Origin of the sequence: Arthrobacter sp. NPDC058288 (genome assembly GCF_042880995.1) — a bacterium.
Taxonomy (GTDB): Bacteria; Actinomycetota; Actinomycetes; order Actinomycetales; family Micrococcaceae; genus Arthrobacter.
The window spans coordinates 830,091-842,893 of the sequence record NZ_JBHVYH010000001.1 but is presented as its reverse complement, the minus strand read 5'-3'; the positions used below and the strand labels follow the sequence as shown (position 1 = coordinate 842,893).

Here is a 12,803-nt window from a genome sequence, read left to right as displayed (position 1 = left end):
CAGGTGCATCCTACTGATGCCGCTCCGCACCGCGGATGGACCGTAACGCACCAAGCGACGCAAACGGTACCGACGCAATCTGACTGACGTTGGCGGCGCGGCGCGCCTCCCCGGGCCGGGTTACGGCCAGATCGAAGTAGTCCCGCCCCACTCGGTCTATGACCCCGCTCAGCCCCGCCGCCTCCGATGTCCCCCCGACGAGGACAACCGCGAGCTCCGCCCTGTCACGCGCCAAGCCGCGAAGTGCACTGGCCAGTCCCAGTTTCCGTCTGACCGATGACGGCTCCGACACTGCGAGCCTACCCAGGCCGTGGTAGCGGGAAGCCGCCGCAAAGGGAACCAGCACTTGGTGATGATGATCGTTGAGGACCAGGCCCTCTCCCCCGACGTGGCTCAATGTTCCCTCGAACGCAGCGCCGGAGGCCAGGTGGACGGTCACCCTGAGCCCCAGGGAGCCACGCAATCTGTCCGCGAGCTCCACGCCCGCGACGTCGGCCCTCGACCGCTCGGCTATTTCCGATTCAAGCTCCAATCGGTCAACTGAGGCCAACTGCGCCTCCATGTCCTCAAACAGGGCATCCCATCGCATGCCGCAAATCTAGGCTGCTCCCGCCCCGCGGTCAATCCACGGCCCGACGTGGGCACTAAAAAACAAATGACTGGACAAAACTCGGAAAAAGGGTTCAAACTGGATTGATCTACATCAAACAGCATCAAAAAGCATCAAATGAGATGAGGAGTGGTCATGGTGGTTCCACGCGTGAGGTTTCTCGGCTCGGATGCAGCCCTGGCGGCGGCGATTCTGCTCCTTGGCCTTTGTCTGGCGGCAACCGGAGCCTCCCTGATGGCGCGCTGGCAGCGTTCCTCGGCAAAGGCCCAGTCGCTGGGCTTTGAAGACCTGCTCGGACTTGCCGTCAATACCGCAGGACTTATCGTCGTCACCTGGTGGGTCCTGTCCATGCTGTCAGCTCTCGTGTCCGCGGTCCTCGAGCGCGCCGGGAACAATCGGGCTGCGGCAATCACCGGCAAGTTCAGTCCCGCCTTCATGCGCAGGCTCGCCCTCGCCGCAGTAGGAATCCAACTGCTGGCGGCGCCCTTGGCCCACGCAGCGGCGGATCCAGCGGACCCCCGGTGGAGTCCAACGTCCAATCCGGCCGCCGCAGCAGTTTCGATGGACACCGGACAGGCCGCTCAGGGACAGCTTCCGGTCCCACCGCCAACCCCGCGGTCATCACCAACGGCATCGTCCGCGGGCGGTCTCGAGGACCGTGCCACCTTTGTGTCCGGATTGCCCGCAGGCTCTACGTCCCTTGAAGACCTGGATCCAGGCTGGAAACCGGATGCACCTCACGTGGCCCCGGGCCCATTGGCGGCACAACCTGTCAGGTCCGCCCGTCAACCTGTCGAGGACGGCGGGCACGTCACAGTGTTGGCCGGCGACTCGCTTTGGAGCATTGCGGCCAGGCAGCTGGGCGGGTCCCAGGCATCCGATCTCGACGTCGCCCGGGAATGGCCCCGATGGTATGAGGCCAACAGGGCCGTCATAGGAGACAACCCCAATGTGCTTCTTCCGGGACAGATCCTTCGGCCTCCCGCCGCATCCTAGATCCGCAGCCGGCCATCCGCAGCTATCCAGTATCCGTCATCAATCAGAGGAAACAACATCATGACCGCATTGCACTTGGTCCCCATATCCCCGGCATTGGAACGCTCCGAGGCCGGTAATCCGCCAGCGCGCAGGCTGGTAGCAGTCCCCGAAGCTGGCGCCCCTGCCCCGCGTCAATACCCGGCCGGCACGGCGGCAACGCCGCGGCCGGGTAACCCGGGTGACGCCGCCAGGAACGGACGGCTCCTCCAGACCGCAACCGAGAACAGAGAGGTTTGCGCAATTACCCGCGGCACCGTCCAGGCCGCCATCGAAGTGCTGGCCGGCACACGTCCCATCCAGCAACTCTCACGGAGGCTTGATCAGAGGTGTCTGGCGTCACTCCAGCACCGCGCGGCGCTGACCCGCCGGCTTGCGGCTGGACCATCGCCCACGGCAGGACGCCTGCACCGCAATCCCGCAGTCAGATCTGTCCGCGCCTGCGAAGTCGCGTCCGGAATCTACGAGGCAAGCGCCGTAGTAGTGGATGAGCTAAGGGTCCGCGCAGTCGCCGTGCGGCTTGAGCGCAGCAATCAGGTTTGGCGGATCACAGCCCTGGAGATCGGCTGAGGGATCGTCCTGTGGGCAATGTCCATCATTCCTGGCGTTCAGACAGCAGAGCGTTCAGACAGCAGATACGGGTAAGGACCGGAACAACTGTTCCGGTCCTTACCCGTGACTTAATCTGCTGCAGCTACCGCAACCAGGAGTTTCTTCTAGCGCTTCTTCTTTTTCGGCGCCGGCTTCCGGGCGCCGTCCTGGGCCGCCTTGGCCGGATTCCCGGAACGCCCCGACGACCTGCCTTCGACGCGGGTCTGGCTCGCGCCGTCTTCACCCGGGGCAGTGTATTGCAGCTGGGCGGGCTTCTCCGGCGCTTCCAGTCCTGCCGCATGGATCTGCGGCTCATGGTGCTCCGTGTGTTCTCCGGCGCCGTCGGCCACCACGACGTCCTCGGCGGGGGTCACCTCAACCTCAAGGTTGAACAGGAAGCCCACGCTCTCCTCCCTGATGGCCTCCATCATGGCCTGGAACATGATGAATCCCTCGCGCTGGTATTCAACGAGCGGGTCACGCTGTGCCATGGCGCGGAGTCCGATGCCCTCCTTGAGGTAATCCATCTCGTAGAGATGCTCCTGCCACTTCCGGCCGATCACGGACAGAACCACGCGGCGTTCCAGTTCGCGCATGCTCTCGGACCCGATGACCTGTTCCCTGGCCTGGTAGACGAGCCGGGCATCGGAAAGAATCTCTTCCTTCAGGAAGTCCACCGTGATGCGGGACTTCCCGCCGGCCTCGTCGATGACGTCGTGGGACGTCACGCTGACCGGGTAGAGGGTCTTGAGGTTCGTCCAGAGCTGGTTGAAGTCCCAGTCGTCCCCGGTACCCTCGGAGGTTGCTGCGTCGATGAGGGCAGTGATGGTGTCTTCGAGGAAGAACTGCACTTTCTCGTGCAGGTCATCGCCTTCGAGGATGCGGCGGCGGTCCCCGTAGATGGCTTCGCGCTGGCGGTTGAGGACGTCATCGTACTTGAGGACGTTCTTGCGCTGTTCCGCGTTGCGGCCTTCAACCTGGCCCTGCGCAGAGGCAATGGCACGCGAAACGAGCTTCGATTCAAGGGCGACGTCGTCGGGAACGGAGCTGTTCATGAGCCGTTCAGCCGCACCCGAATTGAACAGGCGCATCAGATCATCCGTCAACGAGAGGTAGAACCGCGACTCGCCGGGGTCGCCCTGTCGTCCTGAACGTCCCCGGAGCTGGTTATCGATGCGGCGCGACTCGTGGCGCTCGGTACCAAGGACGTACAGTCCGCCGAGGTTCAGGACTTCCTCGTGTTCGTCCTTGACCGCCTGCTTGGCGGCCTCGAATGCAGCTGGCCACGCGGCCTCGTACTCTTCCGAGTTTTCTTCCGGATCCAGGCCCTTGGCCGCCAACTCGGCGACGGCAGTGAATTCTGCGTTTCCGCCCAGCATGATGTCGGTACCTCGACCGGCCATGTTCGTGGCTACGGTGACGGCGCCTTTGCGGCCGGCCTGCGCGACGATTGCGGCTTCCCGGGCGTGGTTCTTCGCGTTGAGGACCTCGTGGCGGATGCCTTCCTTGGCCAGCAGTCGGGACAGGTACTCACTCTTCTCCACGCTGGTGGTACCCACGAGGACGGGCTGCCCTTTTTCGTGCCGCTCGGCAATGTCCTTGACAACGGCGTCGAACTTGACGGCCTCGTTTTTGTAGACGAGGTCAGGCTGGTCGATGCGCTGCATGTCCCGGTTCGTGGGGATGGCCACCACGCCGAGCTTGTACGTGCTCATGAACTCGGCGGCTTCGGTCTCGGCTGTACCGGTCATGCCGGAAAGCTTGTCGTACATGCGGAAGTAGTTCTGCAGCGTGACCGTGGCGAGAGTCTGGTTCTCCGCCTTGATCTCGACGCCTTCCTTGGCCTCGATCGCCTGGTGCATGCCTTCGTTGTAACGTCGGCCGGCGAGGATGCGGCCGGTGTGCTCGTCAACGATCAGCACTTCGCCGTCGAGGATGACGTAGTCCTTGTCCCGTTTGAAGAGTTCCTTGGCCTTGATGGCGTTGTTCAGGAAGCCGATCAGCGGGGTGTTCGCGGACTCGTAGAGGTTGTGAATGCCGAGGTAGTCCTCGACCTTCTCGATCCCGCCCTCGAGCACACCGACGGTGCGCTTCTTTTCGTCGACTTCGTAGTCTTCTTCGGGCTTGAGCCGGGTTACAACCTTGGCGAACTCGCTGTACCAGCGGTTGGTGTCGCCCTGGGCCGGACCGGAAATGATAAGCGGGGTGCGGGCCTCGTCGATGAGGATGGAGTCCACTTCGTCGACAATTGCGAAGTGGTGGCCGCGCTGGACAAGCTCGGACTTGTCCCAGGCCATGTTGTCGCGCAGGTAGTCGAAGCCGAATTCGTTGTTCGTGCCGTAGGTGATGTCCGCGGCGTACTGCTCGCGGCGCACGGCGGGGTCCTGGTTGGACAGGATGCAGCCGCTGGTCAGGCCGAGGAAGCGGTAGACCCGGCCCATGAGGTCCGACTGGTATTCAGCCAGGTAGTCGTTCACGGTGATGACGTGCACCCCGTTGCCGGTGAGTGCGTTCAGGTAGGCCGGAGCGGTGGCGACGAGGGTCTTGCCTTCACCGGTCTTCATTTCGGCGATATTGCCCAGGTGCAGGGCCGCGCCGCCCATCAGCTGGACGTCGAAGTGGCGCATGCCAAGGGTCCGCGAGGAGGCTTCGCGGACCGCGGCGAAGGCCTCGGGCAGGAGGTCGTCCAGCTTCTCGCCGTCCTGGTGGCGTGCCCGCAACCGGTCCGTTTCTTCGCGCAGTTCGGCGTCAGTGAAGGTCTGGAAGGAGCTTTCCAGGGCATTGATGGAATCGGCATAGTTCCGCAGTTGCCTCAGGGTTTTTTTGTCACCCGTGCGGAGAAGTTTTTCGATAAGTGATGCCACGTGAAGTTGCTCCCAGTCTCAAGCTGCCGAATTCTGGCGTGTTCAGTCTACGGGAGAGACACAGGGCCGGTTACGCCTGTTCCCTCTCAGCGGATACACCGCCGCCTGCCCCGGACACGGCGTCGGCGAGAGCCGGTGCCAGGTCTCCTTTCCGGGACACAACAACCCGGTCCAGTTCCAACCACTCTGCCATGAGCTGCAGTTCCGCGGCGAGGTCGACGGCGGTGTCGGCGGGCGCGCCGGGCTCCGCATGGGCAGCCTTCGCCAGCAGGAGGCCGTTGGATCGGTCTGCTTTGAGGTCGACCCGGGCCACGATCCCGTCCCGCAGCAGGAAGGGCAGCACGTAGTAGCCGTAGCGGCGTTTCGGCTCGGGTGTGTAGATCTCGATGCGGTAATGGAAGCCAAACAAGGCCTCAAGGCGCCGCCGCTCAAACACAAGCGAGTCGAAGGGACTCAGCAGTGCGCGTGCGGTGGCCGTTCGCGGCAGTTTCGCTTCGGCGTGCCGGAAGACGGGTTTATTCCAGCCGGCCACGGTGACGGGCACCAGCCTCCCGGTTTCGACGAGGTGGTCCACGGCTACGGCGGATGCGCGTAACGGCGTGCGGAAGTAGTCGGCAAAGCATCGCAGTGTGCCGATCCCGTGCGCCAGGGCAGCGGCATCGATGAGGCGCGCCAGCGCAGCCGCGTGGTCCGACCCTGACTCCGGAACCGGAACGTCCGGGGCTGCCCCGGGCCGTTCGGGCAGGACCCGGGTGGTAAGGGTGTAGCGCCGTTCGAACGATTCAGTGCGGGACGCTGCCGAAATGAGGCCGGATTCGAAGAGGTGCTCCAGAACCCGTTTGACCGCGTTCCAGTTCCATCCCCAGTTATCCTGCGTCCGGTCCTCCACATGACCGAGGTGTGTGGTGAGTTCGGCTGCGGTCATCGGCCGTCCGGCGGCCAGCGCCTCGAGCACCCGGGAGGCGACGCCGCTGCGCACCTCGGGGTCCATGGAATGCGCTCCCACCCACTTCCGGCTTTGCCACAGGACCAGGTCCTGGAAATGGTCCGGACGGATAAAGCTCGCCTCGTGTGCCCAGTACTCCATCATGCGGCGAGGGTGGGTACCCGCCATTCGGTGAAGGATGGCGCGGTCGTAGTTCCCCAGTCGGGAGAAGAACGGCAGGTAATGGCTCCGCGACAACACGTTGACGGAGTCGATCTGGACGAGGTGGAGGCGGGCAAAAGTACGGCCCACCGCCCGTGCAGTCACGGGTCCGGCGGGCCGTACTTTGTCCAATCCCTGGGCTGCCAGTGCGATCCGCCGCGCCTGCTTAAGGCTCAGCACTTCCTGCACGTCAGTCCCTTCGTTGTATGGTCAGCCTTAGCTTATGCGGTGGCTGGCTCATCCTCGGAACGGTAGGCGAGGATCTTCTCTTCCAGTGGAGCCACACCGGGCTCGCAGGTCTGGTCGAGGGAGATCACGCCGTAAGTCCACCCGTCGCGGCGGTAGACGACGGACGGCGCTTTGGTTTCCTTATCCACAAACAGGTAGAAGTCGTGGCCAACGAGTTCCATGTTGTCGACGGCGTCGTCGAGCGTGAGGGATGCCGCCGGGAACACCTTGCGGCGGATCAGGACTGGTGAATCCCCTGCAGGGATGTCGTTGTCGACGTCGTAGGGCGACTTTTCAACCGGCGCGGCCTGGGGCTCCTGATGGTTGCCCGCCTCCACGTACAGAGGCTCGGTGGCGCTGGCCGGCTCAAGGCTGGCTGTCGCTTCGGTGACAGACTTGGGGGTGTGCCGGCCGTGGTGGACCTTCTTGCGGTCCTTCGCCCGGCGCAGGCGTTCAAGAAGCTTGTTGTAAGCGAGATCGAACGCGGCGAACTTGTCGGCGGCACTGGCCTCTGCTCGAATGACGGGGCCCCGGCCCAAGACAGTCAGTTCGACCGTGAGCAACTCTGCGGTCTGGCGGGCCTTGGTCTCCTTGGAGACCTTCGCGTCCACCCGTTGGACCTTGTCTCCCAGCGATGCGATCTTTGAGATCTTCTCGTCGGCGTATTCGCGGAAGCGGTCTGAAACCGTCAAATTCCGTCCGCTGATCATGAACTCCATGGTGCCCTCCAAATGACTTCGGTGACACGACGGCGGCACTTCCCGGGGCCGATCTGACTGACAGTCGAGCCCCTTTCCGAGCCGCTATCGACAGGTACAACTGATCTTGGTACCCACAACCGACGTTAGTTCATCGCTACCCGTTATTCACCTTTTCTTCGTTTATTTTTTTCAATGTCGGCCGCCCGCCGCTGCCGTGACGCCGGGAACGGCCGCTGTATCCACGACGTCCGGCGGGCGTGTCGCAGCCAGTACGACGGCACCCGCCACGACGCCTCCCGCCTGGTGGACGGCCCGTGCTGCTTCCGCCAGCGTGGCCCCGGTAGTCAGCACGTCATCCACAATAATGCAGGGGCGTCCCCGGATGGCGGGTGAGAGGAGCGCCGGCCCTGCCCGCATGGATCCGCGGACACGTTTGGCGCGGGCGCCCCTCCCCAGTCCTTTTTGTCCTCCCGCCATCGCATGGGCGGGAACGAGCGCCTGGAGCCGTTCGGGCAGGGCGCCGCCGGACCAATGCCACTGCGCGAGGGCCCCTCCCTTGCGCAGCGCATCGGCTGGAATCCCGGCGCCGAGGCGCCCGCTGCGGTGCAAATTCCGCAACAAGAGATGTACGGGGCTGAAACCGCGCCTCCTGAACGCGCTGTTGGTGGTGGGAACAGGTATCAGGCAAAATCCGTCCATCGTGCCGGCAGCCCCATTGATCGCCCTCCCAAGCGCCTTGGACAGTACCGATTCCAGCTGGCCCTGGCCGTATTTCTTGAACGACAGCACAACCTGGGCAAGTTCCTCGCGATAGACCCCTGCGGCCACGACGGGAAGAATCACCGAACCGTCCACGTCCATCAGTGCCGGCGCCTGGCCCTCGGCCCGGAACGGGGTCTGCGTGAGCAGGCGCAGGGACCGCTCGCAGGGGCCGCACAGCGAGAAGTCTTCCGACCCGCAGCAGACGCATTCCACAGGGGCGGCGAGGGCAAGCAGTTCGCGGCAGGCGTCCGCTGCACGGTCCGCAGCCCGTAGCCACCATCGTGCATAGTCGCCGCGGTGCTTTGCCGACGGCGGCGGAGGCGGCTCGAGATCGGGGTCAGGGCTTCTTCTCACAGACCAAGCCTGCCCGGCGGCGTATCCCGGTGACAGCCGGCGGTCCAACTATGTGGGGCCCGGGGCTTTGTGGATAACACCCAGCCCGTGCAGGCAGGCCCCTCACAGTAGATGCCGGCGGCGCTGTCAGCCCGGGAATGACGGGTCCACGGGCCCCTTCAGCTGGGGCGACCAGCCGTTTCCGAGGCGCTGGAAAATGCCGTCAGCGGACTGCCCGAAGATTTCCTCGGGTCCGTTGCCGGCGCTGATCGCGGTGAGCCCGGGCCAAGGCGCCAGTTGCTGGGGCTGCGATGCCGCCAGCGACAGCAGTTCCGGGGTGACGTTGTCAGTGGCCGATGCCTTCATGACCGCTACAGAGGTGTCACTGACCCACACCCCCTGGTCCGGTTCCCGGTCCGTCAGGAGGGTTGTGGGGGCTGTGAGGTCACGGGGGGTTCCGTCCGCATTGCGTACGATTCCGGTCACCTGCACTCGGGTCTTCCCGTTCTGCTCGGAAATCACGAGCGCCCGTACCCCTTCGCGCGATACGCGGAATTCTTTGACGGTGCGCCCGGCGAGCCAGGCGGGCGCCAGCGTGACAGTGGGCATGGCGGCGGCTTCGGCAACGCCCGCGGGGCGGTAGGCAAGAACTTCCGTTGCCCCGTTGGCTCCTGGACCGGCAGTCCAGACCCAGTCCTGCTGCCCGAACGACGGATGGGTGAGGGTGGAACGGGTAGTCAGCGCCCGCGCGGGCTGGCCCGGCACGATCGAGTACAGAGTGGTCCGGCTGCCGTTGAGGAACGCCACCGACTGCGAAACGGGCGATTCGGCTGGGGAAACCGGACCGAGGGCTCCCACGGACTGAATATCCGGCAGCGGCGAAATGCGGTTGTTCTCGTACCGGACCAGTTGGCCGTCATTCACAGCGATCTGGCGGGCAGGGACGTTTTTGTCCCTGACTGGAGGCAGCACGGAACCGTTGTCCTCGACCCGGACCAGGTCCTGGTTTGCCCGGAGTTCGACGTTGACGACGTCCGGCTGGCCGCGGAATGTGAGGGACAGCTGGGTCTGCATCCTTAGCCTGTCCTCGCTGGAGGCCTCGACGAGTTCTTTGGCCGACAGGTCCACCTGGGCCGCGCCGGAGACGACCGGAACGGACTCGCGCGTCAGCTTCATTCCGGACGGGAACGCGCTGACAACGGCTCCCTTGAGATATGGGGCCGGTCCGCTGAGCAAGGCGCTGGTCATGGCTTTGACCGTTTTCTTCTTGTTGAACCACCTCACGTCGGGCACGGCGTAGGTGAAGCCGGGATCATAGAAGTAGATGGGGTAGGCGCCGTAAATCACCTTGAAAGTCTGCTCGGGGATGGCAATTCCGTCAGGAATCGCGGAGATGCGCCACTGGCCGTCCACCTGCGTCAGCGTCACGGGAATGTTTTCTTTGGTTCCTTCGGGGAACTGCGTCGCGATCCCGTCTGCATCGACCGAGTAGGCAACGTCCAGTTCGTAGTTGAAGACGTTTTCCACTCCCGTCCGGACCACCCGGGTGGAGCGGAAGACCAGAGTTCGCTGGTCCGGTTTCCAGGCAACAGAGGCTGCCTGTGTCAGGTATTCCCTCGCAACGGCGTAGTCGTCCTCGTAGCCGCTGCCGGCGAGGTAGAAGTCTTCAATGACGGACTCCGGTCCGGCGCCATCGCGTGGCGCCACCGGAAAGAAAACGGGCGCGTTGTTGGGCTTGCCGGCGCTCTCGTCCGTACTTTTTCCCACGGGCCCGGAACGCGGGATCTGCGCGCAGGAGGTCAGCAGCAGAAGCAGAAGCGTCAATAGCGCAATGGCAGCATTTCGCAACCGTGGCGGGGTGCCGTTCATTCTGTTTCTTCCCTGCCCTCGGTCCGGGCGCGCGCATCCGTCGATTCCTCAGGAATTGCAGCGGGTCCCAGGAGCAGCATGGTGCCTTGCCCAGATCCGCCGGGCAATTCGACGTCGGCCGGTTCCAGCTGGAGCGGCGATTTGGAGATGGCTTCGCCTTGCCTCAGCGGAAGCGTCAGCCGGAAGTTGGATCCCGTTCCCTTGCTGCCCCAGGCCTGAAGCCATCCGTTGTGCAGTTTCGTGTCTTCCGCGGCGATGGACAGGCCCAGCCCGCTGCCGCCCGTAGTTCTCGCCCGGGCCGGGTCCGCCCGCCAGAACCGGTCAAAAACCCTTGCCGCCTCGGACTGCGTCATTCCGATGCCGTGGTCACGGACGGCGACGGCGACGGCGGTTTCATTTGCAGCTACCGAAATATTGACCGGTTTCCCTTCGCTGTGCTCCAGCGCGTTGAGCACCAGATTGCGAAGGATCCGCTCGATGCGCCGGTCGTCCATCTCTACCACGATGCTCTCATCCCGCGAATTAATGGTGACCTGCGAACCGTACTCGGCTGCGACGGGTCCTGCGTCTTCCACGACTTTGGCCACGAGCTGCAGGATATCGGTGGGTTCCGCGTCGAGCATGGCGACACCTGCATCGAAGCGGGAGATCTCCAGGAGATCAGCCAGAAGGGACTGGAAGCGCTCAACCTGGTTGTAGAGCAGCTCAGCGGAGCGCTTGTTGATGGGATCGAAGTCATGCCGTGCGTCGTACAGGACTTCGGCGGCCATCCGGACGGTGGTGAGGGGGGTGCGAAGTTCGTGGGACACATCGGAGACGAAGCGTTGCTGCATCTGTGACAGGGTCGCCAGCTGGGTGATCTGTTCCTGGAGGCTGGCAGCCATATGGTTGAACGACGCGCCCAGCCGTGCCACTTCGTCCTCGCCTTTAACCACCATCCGCTCCTGGAGCTGCCCGGCCGCCAGTTTTTCCGAGACCACCGCGGCATGGCTGACTGGACTGACCACGTTCCGGGTGACGTACCAGGCGATAGCGCCAATGATCAGAACGAGCACCGCCCCGCCGGCTAGCAGGACGTTCTGTATCTCGTCGAGGGTCTTCTGCGCGGTGTTCAAATCGTAAATGAGGTACAGCTCGTACACGGTGCCGTTAAACGTGACTTTGTTGCCGACTGCGATCCCCGGACGGTCTTCGGTACCCACCGGGAACTCCGTGGATGCCCAGAACTGGTCTTTTCCGGACTCTTGGACCGCCTTCCGTAACGCGGGCGGAATGACACTGACCGTGAGCTGGTCCGAAGCCCGCGATTCCACCCAGCGGTTGCGGGGCTTCGTCTGTTCCGGCATCGCCTCAAACACATACCGGCGCTGGATGACGTTTCCGCGGCCCTCAACGGCATTCAGCGTGTCGTACACCAACGTAATCACGCTGGACTGGTCGGTGACCTGGGCCCCGTCGAACGTGTCCTGAACCTGCTTGACGTTGTACAAGGTCTCGGACTCCGCCTGGGTCAGCCGTTCCTGGAACAGATTGTTGGCAATCTGGTTCGACAGGTATGCCCCGACGACGGCGAACGAGCCGATAGAGAGCAGAAGCGTGGTGAGCACTGTGCGGAACTGCAGGGAACGGCGCCAGCGCCGATGCAAGGCCCGCAACAGGAACCGGACGCCGGGAAGGAGCCGGAGCAGCCCGGTCCGGACGAGCCTTGAGACCCGCAGTCCCACAATCCGGGCGCGACGAAGCCAAATTCGGGTCCGGAACGGTACGTCCGAGAAGACGCCGGCCAGCGCGTCCGTATGCTCCGGAGCGCCGTGGGGGTGGGTGTGTTCCGTCTTATGTTGGCGGGCTACCTCCGGCTCACCGCCGGCTTTGCCGCTGGACGGTTCAGGAACCTGCTTTGTAGCCGACACCACGGACCGTCAAAACAACTTCGGGGGCTTCGGGGTCCCGCTCGATCTTCGACCTCAGCCGCTGGACATGGACGTTCACGAGGCGCGTGTCGGCCGCATGCCGGTATCCCCAGACCTGCTCCAACAGCAACTCGCGGGTGAAGACCTGCCACGGCTTGCGCGCAAGGGCAACGAGCAGGTCGAACTCGAGGGGCGTCAGCGAAATCCGTTCGTCGTTCCTGCTCACAAGGTGGCCTGCCACATCGATCGTGATGTCGGCGATGCGCAGTGTCTCCGGCGCTTTTTGGTCCCCGGGCCGGAGCCGGGCCCTGACCCGGGCCACCAGTTCCGCCGGCTTAAATGGTTTGGGCACATAGTCGTCAGCACCGGATTCAAGGCCGCGGACCACGTCCGAGGTATCGGACTTAGCGGTCAGCATAACGATGGGGGAATCTGACTCGGCGCGGATCTGCCGGCACACTTCGATGCCGTCAATGCCCGGGAGCATCAGGTCCAGAAGCACAAGATCCGGTTTTGAGGAACGGAAAACTTCCAGCGCCTGCCCGCCGTCGGCGCAAAAGACCGGCTCGAAGCCGTCATTGCGCAAGACAATCCCGATCATCTCGGCCAGCGCCTCGTCATCGTCCACTACCAGAATGCGTGCCTTCATAGTTATATATTCGCCTATTGAATGGGCTTTGTCCCGTTGAGGGGCGACACGGCATGGCGCGGAGGCTACCGGCGGGGAGGCAATCCGGGAGGGCGCACCGACGC

The 12,803-nt window shown here is 63.9% G+C and carries 10 protein-coding genes; 2 read left to right on the top strand and 8 right to left on the bottom strand.

What is annotated here, in order from left to right:
- Positions 1-10 precede the first annotated feature (10 nt).
- A complete protein-coding gene (locus ACFVWT_RS03910; RefSeq protein WP_390245405.1) occupies positions 11-589 on the bottom strand; it encodes a hypothetical protein in 579 nt (192 codons plus the stop codon).
- A 156-nt stretch (positions 590-745) separates the two neighbouring features.
- Here ACFVWT_RS03910 and ACFVWT_RS03905 point away from each other — a divergent pair, with 156 nt between their 5' ends.
- Both ACFVWT_RS03905 and ACFVWT_RS03900 read left to right on the top strand, forming a co-directional pair.
- Positions 746-1,606, top strand: a complete 861-nt coding sequence (locus ACFVWT_RS03905; protein ID WP_390245403.1) for a LysM peptidoglycan-binding domain-containing protein — start codon at positions 746-748, stop codon at positions 1,604-1,606.
- Between the two features lie 60 nt (positions 1,607-1,666).
- Positions 1,667-2,215 (top strand): Rv3235 family protein, encoded by a 549-nt coding sequence (locus ACFVWT_RS03900; protein WP_390245401.1) that lies wholly within the window; start codon positions 1,667-1,669, stop codon positions 2,213-2,215.
- Between the two features lie 146 nt (positions 2,216-2,361).
- Here ACFVWT_RS03900 and secA read toward each other — a convergent pair whose 3' ends face one another.
- From secA to mtrA, 7 genes are all read right to left on the bottom strand, one after another.
- On the bottom strand, positions 2,362-5,100 hold the full coding sequence (gene secA, locus ACFVWT_RS03895; RefSeq protein WP_390245399.1) for a preprotein translocase subunit SecA: 2,739 nt from the start codon (positions 5,098-5,100) through the stop codon (positions 2,362-2,364).
- 70 nt (positions 5,101-5,170) lie between these two features.
- Entirely contained in the window at positions 5,171-6,436 is a 1,266-nt protein-coding gene (locus ACFVWT_RS03890) for a winged helix-turn-helix domain-containing protein (RefSeq protein ID WP_390245397.1), read from the bottom strand.
- Between the two features lie 32 nt (positions 6,437-6,468).
- A complete protein-coding gene (gene hpf, locus ACFVWT_RS03885; RefSeq protein WP_390245395.1) occupies positions 6,469-7,194 on the bottom strand; it encodes a ribosome hibernation-promoting factor, HPF/YfiA family in 726 nt (241 codons plus the stop codon).
- Between the two features lie 171 nt (positions 7,195-7,365).
- The gene (locus ACFVWT_RS03880) at positions 7,366-8,292 is read right to left on the bottom strand and encodes a ComF family protein (protein ID WP_390245393.1); all 927 of its coding nucleotides are present in this window, start codon (positions 8,290-8,292) and stop codon (positions 7,366-7,368) included.
- A gap of 126 nt (positions 8,293-8,418) precedes the next feature.
- The gene (locus ACFVWT_RS03875) at positions 8,419-10,140 is read right to left on the bottom strand and encodes an LpqB family beta-propeller domain-containing protein (RefSeq protein WP_390245391.1); all 1,722 of its coding nucleotides are present in this window, start codon (positions 10,138-10,140) and stop codon (positions 8,419-8,421) included.
- The gene (mtrB, locus tag ACFVWT_RS03870) at positions 10,137-11,927 is read right to left on the bottom strand and encodes an MtrAB system histidine kinase MtrB (protein ID WP_390247058.1); all 1,791 of its coding nucleotides are present in this window, start codon (positions 11,925-11,927) and stop codon (positions 10,137-10,139) included. Before mtrB ends, ACFVWT_RS03875 begins: the two co-directional genes overlap by 4 nt.
- A 97-nt stretch (positions 11,928-12,024) precedes the next feature.
- The gene (mtrA, locus tag ACFVWT_RS03865; RefSeq protein WP_209743487.1) at positions 12,025-12,699 is read right to left on the bottom strand and encodes an MtrAB system response regulator MtrA; all 675 of its coding nucleotides are present in this window, start codon (positions 12,697-12,699) and stop codon (positions 12,025-12,027) included.
- Positions 12,700-12,803 lie beyond the last annotated feature (104 nt).